The 19816-nt window shown below is 56.8% G+C and carries 19 protein-coding genes and 3 pseudogenes; 14 read left to right on the plus strand and 8 right to left on the minus strand.

Annotated elements, in window-relative coordinates; genetic code table 11:
* Positions 1 to 645 precede the first annotated feature (645 nt).
* The 5 genes and pseudogenes from V1289_RS27400 to V1289_RS27415 all read left to right on the plus strand — a co-directional run bounded on the left by V1289_RS27400 (position 646) and on the right by V1289_RS27415 (position 3748).
* Positions 646 to 885: a hypothetical protein gene (locus V1289_RS27400; protein ID WP_334400437.1), complete on the plus strand. Its 240-nt coding sequence runs from the start codon at positions 646 to 648 to the stop codon at positions 883 to 885.
* On the plus strand, positions 878 to 1186 hold the full coding sequence (locus V1289_RS27405; protein WP_334400439.1) for a hypothetical protein: 309 nt from the start codon (positions 878 to 880) through the stop codon (positions 1184 to 1186). Before V1289_RS27400 ends, V1289_RS27405 begins: the two co-directional genes overlap by 8 nt.
* Positions 1183 to 1695, plus strand: a pseudogene (locus V1289_RS49860) (hypothetical protein); the annotation flags it as partial. The gene V1289_RS27405 and the pseudogene V1289_RS49860, both read left to right, overlap by 4 nt.
* A 234-nt stretch (positions 1696 to 1929) precedes the next feature.
* A complete protein-coding gene (locus V1289_RS27410; protein ID WP_442896200.1) occupies positions 1930 to 3378 on the plus strand; it encodes a YfjI family protein in 1449 nt (482 codons plus the stop codon).
* Positions 3379 to 3382: 4 nt separating this feature from the next.
* Positions 3383 to 3748, plus strand: coding sequence for a hypothetical protein (locus V1289_RS27415; protein WP_334400443.1), 366 nt, complete (start codon positions 3383 to 3385; stop codon positions 3746 to 3748).
* A 1022-nt stretch (positions 3749 to 4770) separates the two neighbouring features.
* On the opposite strand, the gene V1289_RS27420 is transcribed toward V1289_RS27415, so the two are convergent.
* The 3 genes from V1289_RS27420 to V1289_RS27430 all read right to left on the minus strand — a co-directional run bounded on the left by V1289_RS27420 (position 4771) and on the right by V1289_RS27430 (position 6423).
* Positions 4771 to 5139 (minus strand): hypothetical protein, encoded by a 369-nt coding sequence (locus tag V1289_RS27420; protein WP_334400445.1) that lies wholly within the window; start codon positions 5137 to 5139, stop codon positions 4771 to 4773.
* A gap of 60 nt (positions 5140 to 5199) precedes the next feature.
* A complete protein-coding gene (locus tag V1289_RS27425; protein WP_334400447.1) occupies positions 5200 to 5622 on the minus strand; it encodes a hypothetical protein in 423 nt (140 codons plus the stop codon).
* A gap of 222 nt (positions 5623 to 5844) precedes the next feature.
* Positions 5845 to 6423 carry a hypothetical protein gene (locus V1289_RS27430; protein ID WP_334400449.1) on the minus strand — a complete coding sequence of 193 codons (579 nt, stop codon included), beginning with the start codon at positions 6421 to 6423 and terminating at the stop codon, positions 5845 to 5847.
* A gap of 328 nt (positions 6424 to 6751) precedes the next feature.
* Between V1289_RS27430 and V1289_RS27435 the strand changes: the two are divergent.
* From V1289_RS27435 to V1289_RS27450, 4 genes and pseudogenes are all read left to right on the plus strand, one after another.
* Positions 6752 to 6983 (plus strand): annotated as a pseudogene (locus tag V1289_RS27435) (helix-turn-helix domain-containing protein).
* 204 nt (positions 6984 to 7187) lie between these two features.
* Entirely contained in the window at positions 7188 to 7421 is a 234-nt protein-coding gene (locus V1289_RS27440; RefSeq protein ID WP_334400451.1) for a hypothetical protein, read from the plus strand.
* Between the two features lie 607 nt (positions 7422 to 8028).
* Positions 8029 to 8473: pseudogene (locus V1289_RS27445) on the plus strand (hypothetical protein).
* 521 nt (positions 8474 to 8994) lie between these two features.
* Positions 8995 to 9750, plus strand: coding sequence for an SDR family NAD(P)-dependent oxidoreductase (locus V1289_RS27450; protein ID WP_334400453.1), 756 nt, complete (start codon positions 8995 to 8997; stop codon positions 9748 to 9750).
* On the opposite strand, the gene V1289_RS27455 is transcribed toward V1289_RS27450, so the two are convergent.
* From V1289_RS27455 to V1289_RS27470, 4 genes are all read right to left on the minus strand, one after another.
* Positions 9716 to 10099, minus strand: a complete 384-nt coding sequence (locus tag V1289_RS27455) for a hypothetical protein (RefSeq protein WP_442896081.1) — start codon at positions 10097 to 10099, stop codon at positions 9716 to 9718. The two genes, V1289_RS27450 and V1289_RS27455, sit on opposite strands and share 35 nt — an antisense overlap.
* A 205-nt stretch (positions 10100 to 10304) precedes the next feature.
* Positions 10305 to 11174: a substrate-binding periplasmic protein gene (locus V1289_RS27460; protein ID WP_334400457.1), complete on the minus strand. Its 870-nt coding sequence runs from the start codon at positions 11172 to 11174 to the stop codon at positions 10305 to 10307.
* 82 nt (positions 11175 to 11256) lie between these two features.
* Positions 11257 to 12225 carry an N-carbamoyl-D-amino-acid hydrolase gene (locus V1289_RS27465; protein WP_334400459.1) on the minus strand — a complete coding sequence of 323 codons (969 nt, stop codon included), beginning with the start codon at positions 12223 to 12225 and terminating at the stop codon, positions 11257 to 11259.
* Between the two features lie 101 nt (positions 12226 to 12326).
* Positions 12327 to 13649, minus strand: a complete 1323-nt coding sequence (locus V1289_RS27470) for a dihydroorotase (RefSeq protein WP_334400461.1) — start codon at positions 13647 to 13649, stop codon at positions 12327 to 12329.
* A gap of 279 nt (positions 13650 to 13928) precedes the next feature.
* On the opposite strand from V1289_RS27470, the gene V1289_RS27475 reads away from it, so the two are divergent.
* Positions 13929 to 14861 (plus strand): LysR substrate-binding domain-containing protein, encoded by a 933-nt coding sequence (locus V1289_RS27475; RefSeq protein WP_334400463.1) that lies wholly within the window; start codon positions 13929 to 13931, stop codon positions 14859 to 14861.
* A 476-nt stretch (positions 14862 to 15337) separates the two neighbouring features.
* On the opposite strand, the gene V1289_RS27480 is transcribed toward V1289_RS27475, so the two are convergent.
* The gene (locus V1289_RS27480; protein WP_334400465.1) at positions 15338 to 16339 is read right to left on the minus strand and encodes a LysR family transcriptional regulator; all 1002 of its coding nucleotides are present in this window, start codon (positions 16337 to 16339) and stop codon (positions 15338 to 15340) included.
* 329 nt (positions 16340 to 16668) lie between these two features.
* On the opposite strand from V1289_RS27480, the gene V1289_RS27485 reads away from it, so the two are divergent.
* Genes V1289_RS27485 through V1289_RS27500 form a run of 4 tightly spaced genes read left to right on the plus strand, consistent with a single transcriptional unit; the run spans position 16669 to position 19762 of the window.
* A complete protein-coding gene (locus tag V1289_RS27485; RefSeq protein WP_334407708.1) occupies positions 16669 to 17445 on the plus strand; it encodes an amino acid ABC transporter ATP-binding protein in 777 nt (258 codons plus the stop codon).
* A 4-nt stretch (positions 17446 to 17449) separates the two neighbouring features.
* Positions 17450 to 18151 carry an amino acid ABC transporter permease gene (locus V1289_RS27490; protein WP_334400467.1) on the plus strand — a complete coding sequence of 234 codons (702 nt, stop codon included), beginning with the start codon at positions 17450 to 17452 and terminating at the stop codon, positions 18149 to 18151.
* Between the two features lie 4 nt (positions 18152 to 18155).
* Positions 18156 to 18893: an amino acid ABC transporter permease gene (locus V1289_RS27495; RefSeq protein WP_334400469.1), complete on the plus strand. Its 738-nt coding sequence runs from the start codon at positions 18156 to 18158 to the stop codon at positions 18891 to 18893.
* Entirely contained in the window at positions 18890 to 19762 is an 873-nt protein-coding gene (locus tag V1289_RS27500; RefSeq protein WP_334400471.1) for a substrate-binding periplasmic protein, read from the plus strand. Before V1289_RS27495 ends, V1289_RS27500 begins: the two co-directional genes overlap by 4 nt.
* Positions 19763 to 19816 lie beyond the last annotated feature (54 nt).

Consider the following 19816-nt stretch of genomic DNA (forward strand, 5'->3'; position numbering starts at 1 on the left):
TAGATATGCGCGTGCTAGGGAGCCCCACCAATTCGTGCGACGGCGGTGTCCGCCGCGCCGCGCAACGTCGTCGCCGCCACCGTGGTCGCCAGCACTGTCTTCATCGCCGGCGCCGCCGGCAGTCGCCAGGCGACCTGACTAGCTAGGCGCCGATCAAGCACCTGGAATTTATGATCGCCAAGCCGATCACAAGATTCGCGATCAGGTCGTTTGACGGCCCTCTGACTGACGCGACCCAAAAAAATGCCCGGAGACAGAACCGACAAAAAGGGGGCGAGGGGGTTTCGTCGGTTTTGTCAGTTCGCCATTTGAGCATTTTGGAAGATTTTCGTCCCGGCGGGGGCGATCGGCAGATTAATCGTGCCGACCAGCGCGGCAACCTCGGTGAAGCGATCCATGACCGTGCTGCGCCTGAAATACGTCAGCCACTACCGGGACCGGACGGGCCATGGTGCGCCACTCTGCCGGTGAGCGTGACCACCGCCAATTAAACCCGCTTCGAGATTGCGAATGCCCGCAAGCCTCTCATAAGCTTATGAACTACCACGATAATTTCACGCGGAAAAGATGTGATTCCGATGCATTTTTTGTCGCCGAGGTTACCGGTCATTGCTGTCAATGTCCTCAACATTCATGGAAATTGACATGAGTTCTCCAAAATTTCTACGCCGACGTCTTGCTGCGAAGTACCTGAGCGAAGACTGGGGCTTGCCGACCGCAGCCAGTACGCTGGCAAAGAAGGCTGTTGTAGGTGGCGGTCCCGCGTTTCACTCCGCAGGACGCATCCCGCTCTACGACCGCGAGGAACTTGACCGTTACGCGAAGGCTAAGCTCGGTAAGCCGCGCAAATCCACGTCCGACATTGCGGACGGCACCGATGAGTAAGCACATCGACTTCGCCACCATCGACAAGGCGGCGCTTGCCGTGCTGCCGACCATCCTGCTGCGATGGCTCGCCGGCGGAAAGCGGCGGGGGAAAGAATACATCGTTCGCAATCCGACGCGAGCCGATCGTACCCCCGGCTCGTTCTCCATAAACTTGTCGAACGGAAAATGGGCGGACTTCGCTTCTGGCGACCGTGGTGCCGGCGTAATCTCCTTGGCGGCGTACTTGTTTGGCCTACGCCAATCTGAAGCCGCTCGCATGGTCGCCGCTACGCTCGGCATTTCGGTGGGTCCGAAATGATCCTCCCCGAAAATCCCTTTGCGCAAATATCGACTGATCATCCCGCAGCCCCGCCGATACCGTACGCTTGGCAACCTATCTTGCCGGTGCCTGCCGACGCCCCGAGCTTATCTTCGGATTTCCTCAAGCGCCTCACACCAGGCGGTTATGAATTTTCCCGCAGATGGCGCTATAGCGACGCAGAGGGCCGATTGCTGGGCTTCGTAGTTCGGTTCGATCGACCCGCGAATGGCGCGCTGGCAGCCAAGCAGTACAAGCCCTTCACGTTTTGCTCTGGACCGGACGGCCGCAGCGAATGGCGTTGCCAAGGCTTTCGGGACCCTCGCCCGCTATATGGTCTCAACCATCTTGCCGCTAATCCGTTGTCGCCAGTATTGGTCGTAGAAGGTGAGAAGACCGTTGATGCTGCTAGTAAACGATTTCCAAACTACGTGGTCGTCACGTCGTCGGGCGGGGCCCAGGCCGCAAGGAAAACCGATTGGACACCCTTGGCAGGCTGCCGCGTCGTTATTTGGCCGGACGCTGACGATCGCGGCGCGGCCTACGGGAAAGACGTCGCCGATATCTTGCTTGGTGTAGGTGCCGCCTCAATCCATAGTGTAGTCATTCCGCAGACTTTTTCCTCAAAATGGGATCTCGCGGACCCACTCCCGGCGGGCGTGTCAGACAGCGATCTCTCCCAGCTGTTGGTACGAGCCAAGCCGGTCCTTCCTGCTGAGGAGGACCCACGCTGGCCTCCCATCATGCCGATCATCTCGACGCTGCCGCCGGTTGAACAGTTCATACCTGAATTGTTACCGCCGGCGATCCGCGACTACGTTTTGGATGTAGCCGATCGACAACAAGCGCCACCCGACTTCGCCGCCGTCGCCGCGCTATGTGGTCTTGCCGCAGCAATTGGAAACCGCGTTCGTATTTGTCCAAAGCAGAACGATGATTGGGAGGTTGTCCCCAACCTTTGGGGAGCGATCATTGGCAGGCCGAGTGCAATGAAGTCACCGGCAATGAATGCCGCGCTGGCCCCAATTTATTCCATTGAGGACGACCTGCGCAAAAAATGGGAAGAGAAGATCAAGACCGCCGAGATTGATGACGAATTGTTTAGCCTCGATGTCAAAGGTGCGAAGAGGAAGGCGCAAGCGGCGTTGGAGGATGGCGATCGTGAAGGCGCTCGGAGGATTTTGGCTGGCCTGACCGGCGACGAAGAAGAGCCGCCTTGCCCACGAATCGTTGTGAACGACACCACCGTGGAAAAGCTCGGCGAACTTTTGAACGAAAATCCCCGCGGCCTCCTGCTGATCCGCGACGAGTTGGCCGGGTTTTTGGTGCGGCTGGAAAGCGAAGAGCACCAAAGTGAGCGAGCCTTTTACCTTGAAGCCTACAATGGCGATGGTCGCTTTACCTATGACCGTATAGGGCGTGGCACTATTCATATCGAACAGTGTACCGTCAGCATCATCGGCGGCATCCAGCCTTCACGCATTGCACCGATCGTGCGCGGCGCCTTGTCCGGTACCAGCAATGACGGTCTGATCCAGCGTCTGCAAATGACAGTTTGGCCGGATGATCGCGGGTCATCATGGAGGTGGGTCGACCGAAAGCCGGACGCGAAGGCGCGCACGGCCTATGAAAATGTGTTCCGCAACCTGTACGACCTTTCGATGGGTAACACGCACAAGCCGGCGGTCCTACGCTTTACGCCGGAGAGCCAAGCGCTCTTTGAGCAATGGATGACAGAGAGCCAGACAAAGGCAGGCTCTGGATCGCTGTCGTCCACGCGCGAAAGTCATCTGCTTAATCTGCCGAAGACGGTGGCGGCGCTGGCGTTGTTGTTCGAGTTGATCGACGGCGGACGTTTCGAGGTGAACGAGTTGGCACTGCGACGCGCGCTAGGCTGGGCTGACTATCTCCTCAGTCATGCGAACCGCCTTTATTCGGCCGGCGAGACTATGGCCGCAGATGGCGCGCGGCTGATCGTCGAACGTCGGCAACAATTGCCTGAGCCGTTCACTGCGCGCGATATTCGGCGCAAAGGATGGGCATCTTTAGGCGACCAAGACGCGGTGGAGTCAGCCATCGACATGCTTCTCAGCACCAACCACTGCCGTGAGGTTCCACCTGTGGTTCACATGTTGGGACGGCGACCAGCAGTCTCTTACATCTGGAATCCGGCCCTGAAGGCGGAGGGCTGATTCGATGGGAAAATGGCTGAACCAGCTCCGAGAAGGCGAAAAAGGTCCCCCAGACCGTACCGACAAAACTGACAAAACCGGCCAATCAGTTGTTTTGTCAGTTTCGTCAGGTCAGTCCGACGGCCTTTCAACGGTCGTCTCCGCCGATAGAGGAGCGGCAAGTTCTGTCAGTTTTGTCAGCTCGCCGACTGACCCTTTCCAAGGTTTCCGCACTTTCGACAACTGGTCACCCTGGGATGACGAAGATTGGCAAGCAGCCTTCGACGAGCGCGCCGCCATCCTAGAGTTTGACCAAGGCTTGTCCCGTGACGAAGCCGAGGCTCTGGCATGGCGGCAAATAGAGGCGGATCGAAAGATGCGACTACAATGAGACATTTGGCGTGGTCGACAGGAAAAATCGAAAAATAGCCGGTTCGCTGCGGACACCGCCCTTTTGTCAGTTTTGTCAGTTTGGCGTCTGCGATTTTGTAAAATTACTTCCTCTCCGACAATTTCCGGCCAGCACCGCATGCAAGGCATATACGGCGCCACCGGGCATAACCAGTTGGGCATCGCCAGTAGGGCGATCGCATCGCGCTGAAATTGTCGAATGTCATCGGTCAATCGGAATTCGGGTTTAGGGGTCGGGAGATCGAGTGAGTCACCCGCTAAATGTGTGAAACATAAAATGAGATAGTGGGACACCCGCAAAACGACGGTAAACTATACCTTCGGCCGGTAGGAAGCCGGATTAGCTATCCTCTAACAGCTTGGATGGTGGCACGCGAAGGCCCTTCGCGATGCGGGCAATATTGTCGATAGAGACAATTTCGTTCAGACCGCCCCACGCCCGACAGGTAGGTGCAGTTAATTCCGCATTCGCGCGCCAAAGCTTCCTGGCTGCGCCGATGGCGAATCCCTACAACCCAGCAGCGTCCTTGCCGAGCGGCGCCGCCAGCGCCTACGAGAGGTCGCCGGTCGCGATCTCCCTCAAAGATTAGATCGGCCGGGCTTTAACGGTCCGGAGATCGGGTGACTCACCCGACAAATGTGTGAAATGCTGGGTGAGACAGTGGGACACCCTCAAATGGAGGCCAACCATACCTCCGCCCGTTCGTAAGCAGATCAAAAGTGACGGAAAAGCCCATGGGTCCTGCTAGAACGGCCCCCGTGTCACGGCCCGCCCGCTGTGGAGCCAAGACCCGGTCATGAGGTCCACGCAAATTGGCCCCGGTTACTGGCCGGCGGAGGTGTCGTATGCACGGTGGCGCGGACGGCAGTGGCGCACCGAAAGTAGAAAGGAACGGCAACTGCAAGAACGGGCCGCTATACCAAGAGGTGGTCGCCAAGCGTCCGTCGGGTGGTTACGAGGGGCTATTCATATGCTCCAGGATTTGAACTGCGCCCCTGACGTCACCGACGCCTGCCATACTCCCACAGCTTCATCGCAATCATTTGCTTGGCGTCGTTGACGGCTTGTCGCTTTTGGACGGAGTCGGGCAATTGCTCCATTTCGGTCAGAAACTCCTGCCATTCCGATAAATTGTCGCCGAACGGACACGGCCCGTCGATGAATGCCACTATGACCGGCAAGTTGCTCGGCATCGGGGCGAGTTCTTCCTTTTTGAGCGCGATCATGTGCTCGGCGTGCAGGACTGTTTGCGGCTTCTGAACCGAGTGCGGTATCGCTTCCACTTCGGCCAAAAACTGCTCCCATGTTTCCAGCGAATCAAAAAATCCCGGTTCGTCGGGAAAACCTGGTAACGATAGCTGTTCCTTCACCGGATATCTCCTTCGGCGCGTAAGTAGTCAGCCAAGCCAACATCGCGAGAGCAAGAAATCTCACCGCCCCATTTTGAGGGCCAAGAATTTCACAAGGGAAACCGGGGCACCTGGCGGTGCCTCTGGAGGGACGTAATCGATTCCTATAACTTCGACCAAACTTCGTAAGCCGTCTGACCACCCATGTAGCCTGGCGACGTTGACGCAGTCCGTGCGGTCGCTTTGCGCCCAGCCTTCGTACATATCGGCCAAGCCTTGCATCTCAAAAGCTGACAGATTGTCGATCGAATTAAACGCTGGGATCGCGCAAGCGTATCTCACGATCTCGGATTCAGCTCGGCTTATAGAGCGCGAAATGATTGATCCGTCTTTCTCGATAAGCGCCTTGCGGAAGTCGTCGGGGTAGGGACGAACTCTTCGCTCGTACTCTCGCTGATACTCGATCGAACCAGATTCCAGAATATATGAGAGGCGCATTTTCACCCACCGTCGCTCGTCGTCCGACACGGCTGCCATAAGCTTCCCGACCGGCGTATCGCCGCGCGCAGAGCACGACATAGTATTCCGGAAGTTCGGTCTTTAGGCGTTGCCCGGTTCTAGATCGCACGACTCAATGGCCCTCACTTGAAAAGTGCACCGCCGCGATTGGCTCGCCCAAAAAAGTCTAGGCTGATTTTTTGGCCGGTATATCTCCGCACACCCCCGTCAGGGAAGGCACTCCAGATAGTCCGGATGTAAAATCGCACCACCACTCCAAAGCTCAAATAATCGATCCTCTCTATATGCTGTGTAGTTCGGGAGTCGCTTGACGCAAACTTTTACGTATTTTCTAATTTCACCCAGATCGCTGCATATGTTGGACCCAATTACAATATTTGACAGCGTAAATTCAAACAGCTTTGTTTGTCCCCCGCCGTGTGCGCCGCCAAAATAAATTAGGATGGCGTTCCTCACTTCGATGAGTCGTGCTTCACAATCGTTGTACGATTTGAAGATATCGATCAGCTCGCTGCGATCCTGAATCCAAGAAGGGAAGTCTAACCCTAGGCGACACACTGACTCAGCATAGATTAAGCTGAGGGCGGCCACGTTAGATCGGGTCCACAGGAAGCCAGTTCCGGAATTGGAGAAAAGGCCGGCATTCTCTAATCCAATCCACATAGTCTTCGCCCAAAAACTGTCCTCGCCATCCAGCCAAAAATTAAAAAACTCTTGCACAAACGGGCGTGTTTCCCGCCATGTCGGAGACGGATGCAATTCAATCTGCGATTCACCAAACGACATGCATCGGCTCCGGCTGATTAGGGAAGCGATTGCCTGGCGGGAGGCAGGAGAATCGCTTACGGACGTCGCTCGGTCCTACATTCCGCCGGCCTAAAAATTGGATGGACAATTTTTCAATTTCTCGCGGAGCAACATCTTGTCGCTGCAAAGCTGGTACGGAAAACGGAGCGGCTCGGGCTGGCGCCGAACGAGAGCTGGCGTCAGTTGAGGGTAAAAGCGGGCCCAAAACGGGCGTTCGACTAAGCTAGCAGACTGATTCTCGCTACCGCAAGTCGAATCGGAACGATCGTTCCTAGAAAGATCGTTCCTGCGGCTGTGCCCTTACCTCATGGATTTGAAAGAGGTTTTGGCGACAAATTTGCGTCGAGAGCGCCATGCCCAGAAGCTGACGCAAGAGGAGTTGGCCGACCGAGCAGGTCTGAGCGCTCGCTATTTAGGTTCTATTGAAACGAGCGGCCGTATCGGCAAGCGTGACGGTCTTGGGACATCTTGCACGCGCTTTATCGGTTAGCCCATGTGATCTGATACACCAGCCTCAGAGGAAGAAACGCACTGGTTGAGGCCGTCACTACGGTTGCGCGGTTGGCAACAGCGTCTCGAGATCTGACAGCCGGACGTTATCCGACCGAGTCGAATCGCCCTATGGGTTGGGGCCTGGACAAATCGCGGCCACAGCCCGTCGCGGGTATGGAGAGGCGCAACTGCAGGTTTTCTGCTACTTTGCCGGAAACGGGGGAATCCATGTGATGATATCGGACGGGTCCTTGAGAGGCGGCGAGGCCGAAACGCAATCGAAGCAACAGTCGGAATTTCAACGCCAGACACAGGCCGATGCCGATCTTATGCTCGATATCGGTCGCGCCGGCACAGAACTTGAGCGACGGCTTTCCGAGGCTGTCCGCGCGCAAGATGGAATAGTAATCATCCGCGATCCCGTTATTGGAAAATTTATGTCGCAAGTCGTCTCGCCGAATACTCCGTGGGTTTCTTCATGCTAGACCAAAACGCTCTACAAGACCATCGGATGGCACGGCGTGCTCCCGGCTCTCTCGCCTTCCCGTCAGTACGCGCGTCTGCGAGACATGATGGTCGACGCCTGCATGAATGTGGCATCCAGGATAGCCAGACCTTGGTCCAGGCTGGGTGTCGACGGATGCCACGCAGATCGAGAAGGGTGCCGCGGTGCGGATCGATGGGTGGGGCGGAACAGCCTGCGCACTGACGCCGCCGAAACGGACCACGGCCACGTGATGCCCGCTTGCGATGATGTGTGGACGGCGTGTTTTGGGCAATTGACGGCCGTTTAGCGCGAGTTGCGCTCAAAGCACGCGTCTCGCGTGCGGCCTTAGCCGGATGCTTTCGAAGCTCGCTCACAAAACCATCATCGAAAGGTTTGGAGATCGGCGACGACCTCCAGATTGAGCGGATCGCCGATCTCAACCAGCGGCGCCAGCAGATTGGTCGGATCAAACGATGCCGGCCGGCAAGCCCCTTTAATTTGGTCCAGCGCGCCCGCTTGGCGGCTTCGGCGGCAAGGGCAAATCCTCGCGCGCCAAGCCAGGCGCCAAGCGGGACACCTGACGTCAACCGAGACACCCAAGCGAACTGTCCAACGATCGCCATGAACGCCGGCGTACCAGTATCGCCAAGAAAGCTCGCACGAAGGCCGAGGCGGATTTTGCCACTTGGCTCATGATGGCCAAGCTCGGTGGTTTCGATGACCTTCCGTCAAACGCGCAGAGCTTTCTGACTAACTATCGAACCCGACTCGAGACGATGAGCGAGGCCGAGTCCACGGCCCTGGCCGTTCGCGAGGTTTACAGCGCTTATTACAGCGAGATGGGAGGCGTGGGCGCGGCGCCGGAACCAAACGCTCGCACACCAACGACAGACGGCAAAGTCGTGCGGTTCCAGAGACGGCCTAAACCTCAGCCCGGTCTATCGGCTGCGCGCCATTCGACGAGGCCAAGGATCCGAAAATCCCTCCCGGCACTGCTGATTTTCGCGAGCATGGTGGCTCTGAGTCGCATATAGATTTCTGACGCCGTAACACCGGGATCGATCCGTCCGAGGGGCAGGTCGCATACGCGCGGGCTAGACCTGGGACGCGCGGGGGCGGCTGCCAAAATCTTGCGATGATTGATGGGGGAAAACCAATCGCCGAAAGTTGTCAACGATGTCAGATTTCAAGGACGGCCTCGAGAATCATTCCGACCGATCACAAAGCGCCGCCTGATCGGCCCGTCACGTAAAACCCAACATAGCTCGATGTAATCCTGAGCGACGGGCCGTTTGAACTACCTTGGGGCTTCGTTTGTCCTCCGAAAGTCCGGCAGCCCTGTTCACTTCCTGAGAACCGATCTGTCCACCTCAGGGCAAGGCTATAACCAAGATTCTTTCCATCTATTGATTGATCCTATTGAAATTGCAGAAACATAATTAGCGCCCCTGTTGATATAGTCGTCATCAGCACGTAAGCGAGGCGCGACCATTTTTAGCGCCACAGAGCGACTGGGCAAGTAGGAACATGAGGCTTGCCTTCAAACACTGTCACGTAAGAAAGAAGGTGATATGATGCTGCGCCTAAGTGGAAAGAAAACAGTTATTATCGGTGCGGGTGTCGGTATCGGACGAGCAATCGCGCTCCTGTTTGCACGCGAGGGCGCAGACGTCTTCGTTGCAGATCATGACAAGCAAAGCGATCTCGACACCCTCTGCGCCGAGATCGCTGAAATGGGACGTCGAGTCATCAGCGCCTCGGTGGATGTGCGATCTCGAGAAGACGTGGAGAGGGTTATAAATAGCGCGCACGCAACGTTCGGACGCCTTGACGTGCTTGTCAACAACGCAGGAATTTCTCTCGCCAAGACGCCTTTTCAGAAACAAGTTTCTGTTGGGTGGGATCAAATTCTTGGGGTAAATCTCATCGGTACGAGCCACGGAATGGAATTCGCCATTCCGATCATGACGGCCCAAGGCTCTGGATCGATAATAAATACCTCATCGCAACTCGCGCACAAGCCGGCAGCGGGCGCTAGCCTCTATTCCGCATCCAAGGCCGCCGTAGTGGCCTTGTCTGTAGCGGTTGCTCGGGAGGTTGCGCCTCTAGGCGTCCGGGTAAATGTCGTATGCCCGGGGCCTACGGATACTGCAATGTGGCGCTCTGGTGACTCTGATTGGGCACAACAAAAAATCGATTCATTGCCAATAAAGCGCGTTGGCACGCCCGAGGAGGTCGCATGGGCTTATGTCTATCTTGCTTCGGACGAGTCGACCTTTATGATCGGACAAACTATATCGCCCAACGGTGGCGACGTGATGTGGTGAGACGGAAGCAACTGATATAAGAGATTTCGTCCCAGAGAATCCGGCGCTGACATTTGATCCCATTCCTTCGGTCGTGACGCTTGAGGAACTTCAGAGTCGCCTCGCTTCTCGATCCCCGAAGAGCTATTCCGATCGGCACGATCGGAATAGCTTGATCCTTTGGGATGTGCTGAAACTCTCCAATCGTCACGGATTGCTCTGGAAGATCGCAAAACAGAGACGAACGGATGAGAAGATCCGTAGGAAGTTCCTTTTTGCCCTTAGCATCCGCCCCCATGCTGGCGATGTGCCTGCCTGGGCGAATCCGATTGCTTTCGAAAAGAGCGGAGCGCGACGGGGTCGCCGTCACGACGATGTCTGCGCGGCGGCACCCGTGTTCTGTATCCGTGGAATGGGCCTTCAGATTTTCCTTCCGTAATCGCCGTGCAAGGTCGTCGGCCCATGGATCGCCGCTTCCCAAGTTCGAAAACGTCAATGGTAGATGATTGACGACGCAATCTACCCACCATTGATGCGTTCAGCGATTTCTATAGCAAAACGCGCTATTTTGATGCTTACCCAAGTTCGGCGAGGTAGCGATCATAAAGGCGCTGTACTTCTCCGCTTGCGACGACATAGGAACTCCACATATCGAGGAAATTTTTCCAAGGAATGTCGCCATGGCGGATCAGCCAGGTGTTTGGGCGCCTGTCGAAGGGATGATCGATATCGACAATGTGCGCCCAGCCGCTGTTGCGCTTGACGAGAGCGAGCGCATCGCTGTCCGGCAAGACATAAGCTGTTGCCCGCTTTGTCCGAACCGGTTCGGCTGCCATCACTTGCTGACCGGTTATCGCCATGAATTTTGCCTTGGGAAACAGGAGTGGAAGCCTCTGCTCCTCGCTTGAGCCCGCATTCACGGAGAAGGTAACACTCGCGTCGTTACAATCGGAAGCCTGCTTGAACCGCTCTGCGTCGTCTTTGTGGACGATCACGTAGCTGCCTTTTGCCCAAAGCGGACCAATGTAATTGCAGGCAAGCGCCCGCGGAACGGTGAAGACAGCAGAGGAACCGAAGAGATCGAAGTCCCCTTTACGCAGGCCCACGGTGGCATTGGCGAAGGTTACTTCCTTCCATTCCACGGTCATTTCGAGATCGCGGGCAAGCATATCGACGAGTTCCTTGTAGATACCCCGCAGATCGCCAGTTTTTGCGTCCTTGAAGAACCATAGCGGCGTCTGCGCATAGCCGACCGACAACGAACCCCCTTTTCGAACTTTGGCCAATACTGAGGTATCAGGGACTCCGCTGTCCAGCATCTGGGCGCGCGACTGAGTGCTACTTACGGCCAGCGTCACACCCGCTGCTCCTGCCAATGCGGCACCTGCGAGAAGCGACCGCCGCCCAAGGCTCTGAATTTCGTCTTTCTTTAGATCATCTGCCATTCGACACCCTTACGGTTTCTGGTTTAGAGAACTTTTACCTTAGGCGGCGATTAAACCCATCTTCCTTGCCTGAATCATTAGATCAGGCGATATTCTCGTTACCTCCTGGCAGGTGAGAAGGAGATAGCGTTCCGCTCTGCTCTGTGATGAGTCCGTACCACTGCGGCCGACGGTGAGCTGAGAAATTGAACATCTTGTCCTTTCCGTGCCGGCACAGGGAGAGATCGCAATCGGCCACGATGATCTCGTCTTTAAGTGTGAGCGCTTCCGCAACGATCTGTCCATTCGGGTCGACAATGCAGGAGCCGCCGATAAGACCGGCACCATCTTCAACGCCGGCTTTTGCGATCGAAATCGCCCAGGTTGCGTTCATATAAGCGTTCGCTTGAACGACAAGTTTGGAGTGGAAACTGCGCAGTGTGGCATCTTCTCCATCGCCGCCGCTGGGATCGTAGGCCGCCGAATTGTAGCCGATGCATACGAGCTCCACGTTTTGCAGCCCAAGCACGCGCCAGGCTTCTGCCCAGCGGCGATCGTTGCAGATAAGCATACCGAGAACTGCATTTTTGAACTGAGGTGATTCAAAGCACGCGAAACCGAAATCGCCATACTCAAAATAGCGCTTCTCGAGTTGCTGAAATTTGTTTTCCCGCTTCGGCTCCACGTATCCGGGAAGATGCACCTTTCGATACTTTGAGAGGATCTCACCACTCTTGCCGACGATGATCGCCGTGTTGAAGCGCCTGCCGTCTGGGGTAAGCTCCGCGTATCCGACATAAAATCCAGTTTGCAGCCGGCGTGCGCAATCGAACAGAGGCTGAACGGACGGGTTGGGCATATCCATCTCGAAATAGCTGTCCAGCTCGGGCCCCGATAGCAGCCAGCGGGGGAAAAATGTGGTAAACGCCAGTTCTGGGAAGACAACCAGATCAACTTTCTTGCTTGCGGCCTGTTCAAACAGGCTGATCATGCGAGCAAGGGTGTTTTCGCGGGTGTCCGCGCGTTGGGTCGGGCCCATCTGTGCACCCGCGATACGAAGGATACGGTTCATAACAATTTCCTGTGAGATGTTTGTCGCATTGCATTTTTCCGTTACGTGCTGTGGGTCGGTGCCAGTCGGCGATGCACAAAGATGTCGCAGTGCTGAAATCGTCATCGGAACCGCGCGAGGCGGCCTCGCGGAGCACCGATGATTTCGTCGTCGAACATCACGGTGTCGCCGCGAATAATGGTAGCGATCGGCCATCCCTTCACCTCAACTCCGTCGAAGGGAGTCCATCCGCATGGCGATACGATCCAGCCGTCCTCGATAGTCCGCCGACGCTGAAGGTCGACCAACGTGAAATCAGCGTCGTAACCAACAGCAAGCCGCCCCTTTCCGCTAACTCCGTAAATTCGCGCGGGACCAGCGCTCATGAGGTCGACGAGACGAGTGAGGGGCAGGCGACCAGCATTCACATGATCCAGCATCAACGGCACTAGGGTCTGGACACCGGTGAGTCCGGCGGAGCATTCCGGCCAGGGCCTTTCCTTTGCTCCGCGACTATGGGGCGAATGATCCGAACCAATCGTATCAACCACTCCATCACGGATCGCTTGCCAGCACGCATTATAATGACGTCGGTCTCTGATCGGCGGATTCATAACTGCATAGCCGCGCTTGCGCTCATAGCAATCTGGGGCGATCTGGGTGAGATGATTGGCCAATACCTCGACGCTGACGCGGTTCTTGTGATCTTTGAGGTAATCCAATTCTTCAGCGGTCGAAACATGCAAGATATGGATTCGGCGCCCGGTAATTCGCGCCAACGCGATCAGCCGTCGGGTTGCGATCATCGCGCATTCCTCGTCATGCCATTCCATATGCTTAGCGTATGGGTCGCCGACTCGGAACTGACTCCTTCTCGACCTCAGTCTTTCTTCATCCTCGCTGTGAAACGAGACAACGCGGCGGCCGGCCCTAAAAATGGCCTCCAAACTTTCGTCATCGTCGACAACGAAATTGGAAGCGATCCCGCCCGTGAACACCTTGATGCCACAAATCCCATTCTTTGTTTCAAGTGCGGCAAGGTTTGCGGCGTTTGATTTTGTACCCGCCACGTAGAAACCGATATCGCACCAGCTTTCCCTTGAAACGTACTCCTGTTTCCAGGCTACCATCTCCGCGGTGTCAACAGCCGGACTAGTATTTGGCATATCGAACACAGTGCATATTCCGCCCAGCACTGCAGCACGTGTGCCCGAACTAACCGTCTCAATAGCGTCATCGCCCGGATCACGCAGATGAACATGGGAGTCGATCAGCCCAGGCAGGACGTGAAGCCCACGCGCTGCAATAGTCCGGTCCGAGCTTCCATTTTTTAGAGAGCCGATGGCCACGATCCGCCCGTCGCGCACGCCGACATCCGTCGCGATTTCGCCCCAGGGAAAAACGCACATCCCGTCGGTGAGAAGGAGGTCATAATGTGGCTTCATAATTGTCGCCAACTCTGCGTGTTACGCTTAGCATCGGCAGATCGGCCGGCTGCCACAAGCGCAGTTGATAGACCGAGCGCTACAAACCAGCATCGCGGCTATCCCCTATGTTCCGAGGAGAGGCTCAAACAACAAGGTAGATAATTCTATGGCCTTCGGGGAATGTTACGAACGTAAGCATCCGATTCGTCTCCAGACTTTGATCTATGGGCAATCTTTGCAGCACCGCCGGTCGCGTACAAGAGAGCGGGTTATAATGATTGAGCTAAGAGTATTCATATGAGAAATATGTCATTTCGCCAGCTGGAGATCCTCCGGTCAGTGATCAAGTGCAAAACGACGATTAGCGCCGCAAAAGAGCTCGGCCTCTCTCAGCCTACCGTAAGTAACGCCATCAAAAACATGGAAGCCCAGGTTGGTTTCGCATTGTTTGAACGTGTGAATTCGCGCCTTTATCCAACCCAGGAAGCCAATATAATTTCTGCGGAATCAGAAGCAATATTTGCTCTGCACTCATCCCTTGATGTTCGTATACGGGACCTGCAGCAAACACGCGCAGGGGTGTTGAATATTCTGTCGACTCCGCCGTTGGGCTATTCCCTGATCCCGCCGACACTAAGGCGCTTTCTCCGCAAGCGCACAAAAGTTCGGGTCAGTTTTGAGGTCAGACAGTTCGAGCATGTTATCGACAGCGTGGAAAAGAATGTCGTGGATTTAGGCTTCGTTCTAGGACTCCCGATAATGCCTTCGTTGAGCAGTGAGGTTCTGTCGATCCAGGACATGGTGTGCGTATTTCAGCCTGGTCATCCGTTAACCTGTAAGTCAGTCATAAGACCGGGGGACCTGCAGGCGCATAGTCTCGTCGGTCTTGAACAGAATTCCCGGCTAGGCGCCCTCGTTAGAAATAGTTTTGAACTTGAAGGTTTCCGTTACGACTCCGCAGTCGAAGTCCGCCATGGCAGCACAGCATGTGTTCTTGCCGAGAGTGGGATCGGAGTAGCCGTAGTCGATCCCTTGTCGGCCCTCGCCAGCAACAGATCCGCCTTAGAGGTGCGTCCCTTTGAACCTTCGACTCCAGTGGCAGCCTCGGTGATCTGGACGACAAGCCGGCCTCTGTCACGGCTAGCTCAAGAATTTATGAAAGAAGTGAAATCCGTGCTTGCGAATGGAGGTCCGACCGCTGACCTTCAACAAAGAATGGTCCGAACATAAACTGCTGGTTGGTGGTCCTGACCTGTTAATTACAAGCCTCACCTTCCATAGGACAGAGCCAGATAGAGATAGTGCTGATATTCTGTCGGGTTTCGATAGGTTCGTTATGCTGAGCAAAGTCAGGAATTGTTGCGGCGCTGACGATCGTTATTCGACCCTCCCGTCCGCTTAGGGGTCAGGAGCTCTCGTTCGCTCCGGAAATAGATTCGCGCCAGAAGCGGAAGTTAGATGCACATCGTGTCACCGACCGCGAGGGCCAAGCCCGAAGCGGCCGAACCGCGTTGCGACATCGTCGAACACATCATCATCGTCGTCGTCGTCGTTCGCCGCGTCGATCAACGCGAGCAGCGTTGTTGCGTTACGCGTTCTCCTGGTGCAGCGTCTGCCGCTGAAGCTCGGCCGACCCCGGCGCCAACAGCCAGTCTTACGCATCGTTCCGTTCTGCCTCTGAAATCAAAGAGTTTCGGCGAGGGTCATCAATGCGCCGCTAGATCGTTTCTGCTCCCGATACGAATTGATTTCCCCTCCTTGGCCTTTTCGAACACCAACCACGGAAGGGCGTTCAATATCTCCGGGACATAAAGATCCTGCAGTAATTTCACGGACACCCGCCCAATTTGTTCGGCAAGAGTTTCGTTTTCGCCTGGCGGAACGGCGACTGCGATAGTTCGCGAAAATGACGGACCCGGAAACGGCAGGAGCTTCACTTTATTCAGAACGGGGTTCATCTCGAAAATCGACAGGGGCGTCATGATCGCCCAGCCAAGCTCCGCTGCCACCATTCCGAGAATGGTGCGAGCGGAATCGAATTCGAAGTGTCGGCTGAGGTCGATCCTGAGACGCCCCAGTTGCCGTTCGATGTCCGCGCCCGTTTGGGACCGAGCGTTCCAACGAATAAGCGGCATCGTCGACGCGAGATGGGCGAGGCTGATGTCCTTGGCGTTGAGCGATGCCGGCACGACCAGCAGATAAGGCTCCGTCAGAATTGGGATTTTGCGGATCTCGCCGGCGTCATCCAACGGGTCATTCGTGATGATAAGGTCAAGGCTGCGGTCGATGAGGCCGGCGCGCAGCGTGCGCGCGAGCCCGGACGATATCGACAGATAATGAACCGTCGGCGTCAGCCGTTTCATCATCGCCGGCACGAACGGGTCCGACAGGGAATCGACGAGGCCGATCCTGAGCCGCAGAGCGCGGCCCTCTCCGAACTGGCGGATGGTCAGCGCGATCTGCTTGGCATCCTGCAGAACCTGACCTGCAGTGCGCGACAGCCATTCGCCGGCGGCTGTCAGCATCAGGGGGCGGGATCGCCTATCGACCAGAGGGACGCCCAATACATCCTCCAGATGCCGGATAGCCTGGGAGACGGCGGGCTGCGTCATACCGAGCCTCTGGGCCGCTAGCGTCATGCTGCGGAGTTCGCAAACCTGCGTGAAGATTTCGAGCGTCCGTAAGTCGTATCCAGAAAACGGTTTCATGTGGCCCGGTCATGGCTGCATCGCCATCCCTGATGGCGCAACATCATAAGAGGAATCAATACTTGATACAAATATTGGCTATCCTAAAATTGCATATAAATGAGGCGGTCAACGCTATATCACGCAGGATCATGCGAACTTATGCCAAGAAAATATGGGGTTATAGAGTATTAGTGGATGCTCGCAAGGCGAGCAGAATCTGAACCACCAACATATGATCGGTGTTTTTTGGGGTCGAGCCGGCGCGAGCCGGCGCTCGAAGCCATTGCCAACAAAATCAAAATCTCTAATGCTACACGGGCTTGATTATCAGCCCCAGCAGGAGAGACATGCCAGCCTCAGCTCCGATGATAAGGGTTCGAAACCTCTGCAAGTCGTTCGGACATTTGCAGGTCCTGAAAGACATTTCACTCGATGTCGAGCAGGGCACGGTGACGACGCTTCTCGGCGCGAGCGGATCGGGGAAGAGCACTTTCTTGCGCTGCCTGAACCACCTGGAAAAGCCGACGTCGGGCGACATCCAGATAGACGGCGAGCCGATCGGCAGCGTCCTTACCGCGGATGGCCGGCGTCAGACGGATACAGCCGGCAACATCGCCCGCATGCGGGCAAAGCTCGGAATGGTTTTCCAGCAGTTCAATCTGTGGCCACATATGACGGCCCTGGCCAATGTGATCGAGGCGCCCATGCGGGTGCGGGGCCTGCAGCGGGATGAGGCGGTCGAACTGGGCCGCGCATTTCTTGCGAAGGTGAACCTGCTCGACAAGGCAGACGCTTATCCCGCCCGCCTGTCCGGAGGCCAGCAGCAGCGTGTTGCAATCGCACGTGCGCTTGCCATGCAGCCCAAGGTCATGCTGTTCGACGAAGCCACTTCGGCCCTCGATCCGGAACTGACGGTCGAGGTGCTTGAAGTGATGCGCGCAATCGCGTCCGAAGGCACGACGATGGTCGTCGTCACGCACGAGATGCGGTTCGCCCGTGACGTCTCGGACCGCGTTCTGTTTCTGCACGAAGGGTGCATCGAAGAGGACGGCCCTCCCGAACAGATCTTCGGCAACGCCAAGAGCGAGCGCTGCCGCCGCTTCGTCTCCACCGTGCTGAACTGATCCTATGTTCGAGCGGTTGAGGGAATCTCTTGATCCTGCCTTGTTCTGGGAATACCGGCACACGCTTATTGCCGGCTTCGGCCAGAACATCTCGATTTTCCTGACCAGCGCGGTTCTGGCGACGGCCCTTGCCTTCATAATCGGCTCGGCGCGGCTCAGTAAACGCCGGATCGTGCGCTTGAGCGCGGCCGGCTACGCCGAGTTCTTTCGCAACACCCCCGAATATATCCTGCTGGTCTGGGTCTATTACATCCTGCCGATCCTGATCACGGGTCTGCTCAGGACCCGGTTCGATTTCAGCCCGTATATGGCCGCCGTCCTTGCGCTCGGTGTGGCCTATAGCGGCTTCATGTCGGAGACCGTGCGGGCAGGGCTGCTGTCGGTCCCCAAAGGGCACATCGAAGCGGCGATGTCGCTCGGTCTCTCGCGGTGGCACATCACCTGGCGCGTGGTGGCGCCGCAGGCCGTGCGTCGGATGTTGCCGGATGCGCTGAACCAATACGTGTCGCTGTTCAAGGCGACATCCATCGTCTCGCTCATCGCGGTCGAAGACATCATGTACCGCGTGTCGATGGTGAACGTCGAGCAGATGCGGCCTTTGCCCCTCTATACCGGCGCCGCCTTGCTCTACTGCGTTATCATCATCGCTGCATCCCAGGCCATTCAGCGCCTCACCGACGGCTGGCGCCGTCGCGGGTGGGCGTGACGCCATGATCGACAATTTCAACCGCTTCGTTCTCGCCAATGTCGACAGCCTGCTTCGGGGGCTGTGGGTCACGGGCTATGTCTGCTTGTGGGCGTTTCTCCTGGCGATTGTCCTTGGCCTGATGGCGTGCGTCGTCCGCCTCTACGTGCCATACTTCAGGTATTTCGCGATCGCCTACATCGAATTCTGCAGAGCCACGCCGGTCCTCGTTCAGCTGCTCTGGGTCAACTATGTCTGGCCGGACATTTTCGGCTTTCCCGGCACCGTCACCGGCGCCGGCATCATTGCCCTGGCGCTTCAATCGAGCGGCTATTTCGCCGAGACCTTCCGGTCCGGCATCGAGGGGCTGCCGAAAGGCCAGATCGAAGCCGGCCTCGCGGTGGGCCTTCGCCCCCGCCAGATCATGGGGCGCATCATGCTACCCCAGGTCGGGCTGGTGATGGCCCCGTCCCTGATCAACCAGATCGCAGTCATCATCAAATCATCAACGCTCGTATCAGTAATCGCCATCCCGGATCTGATGTACGAAGCGCTGCGAATTGTAAATCAATGGTTTGAGCCGATAGAAATACTTACATCTGTGGCTTTAGTATATTTCTTCATAACATTCACAATATCGATGGCGGCAAACAAAGATATCAGACACGCTCAACACAAAGATCGGCCTCATCTATCGCTAACTAAAGCAGCCAAGAAGCTTTCACGACCTCACCTCGAGACACGACAGGAGAATGGGCGATGACCAAGGACATGAAGGACAGCCAGGAAGCCTCTGACCTCAGCAGAAGGTCATTGCTCACCGGAGCAGCCATCGTGGGCGCGGGTGTGGCCCTTGTCGCCGCGCCCCCGCAGGAAACGAAGGCGCAGTTGCTCGAAAGCGGAATCCCTCCGGACTCGGTGCTCGCGAAGATCAAGAAGGGCCATCCCCTGAAGGTCGGGTTCGCGCAGACCCCCCTGTGGTTCTTCAAGGACGCAAAGAGCGGCGAGCTGCGAGGCATCTACAAGGAACTCGTCGACATGCTCGCTCGTGACCTCGAAATGACGGTGGACTGGCAGGAGGTCACCTTTGCCAACGCCACCGTGGGCCTGCGAAAGGGCGACTTCGACCTGTTCGGATCGTCCGCCGTCTACACGATCCCCCGCGGCCTCGCCTGCAACTTCGTCGGACCTCTTTGGGCGAAGGGCAGCCACGCCATCGTGCACAAGGACGATGCCGAGAAGTTCAAGACGGTCGAGGATCTCAACAGCCCGGACGTGACCTTTTCCGTGAGCGCAGGCTCCAGCGAGGAACAGCGTCTGCCGTTGATGTTCCCCAAGTCCAAGTTCATGGCCATCGCCGGCCAGCAGGTCATGGCTGCGGAGCCGGTGCGCACGAAGCGCGCCACGGCCTACGTCGTGGGCGACAGCGACGCCATAGCGCTCGTAAAACGTAATGGCGCCTGGGCTCATATTGTCGACCAGGAACATCCCTTCGACAAGCGTCCCAACACCTGGCTCATCCGCCACGGCGATGCCGCGTGGAAGAACTTCCTGGATTCCTGGGCCTCCTACGTCATCGGCAGCGGCGAAGTAAAGCGGCTCTATGACAAGTATCTGGCGGAGCTCGCCTGAGCCCCTCGGATCAAGACCGCGGGCCCTCGCCAAGGGGAGCCGCGCCCGCTCACC

The organism is Bradyrhizobium sp. AZCC 2289 (genome assembly GCF_036924615.1).
In the GTDB taxonomy this organism is placed as follows: domain Bacteria; phylum Pseudomonadota; class Alphaproteobacteria; order Rhizobiales; family Xanthobacteraceae; genus Bradyrhizobium.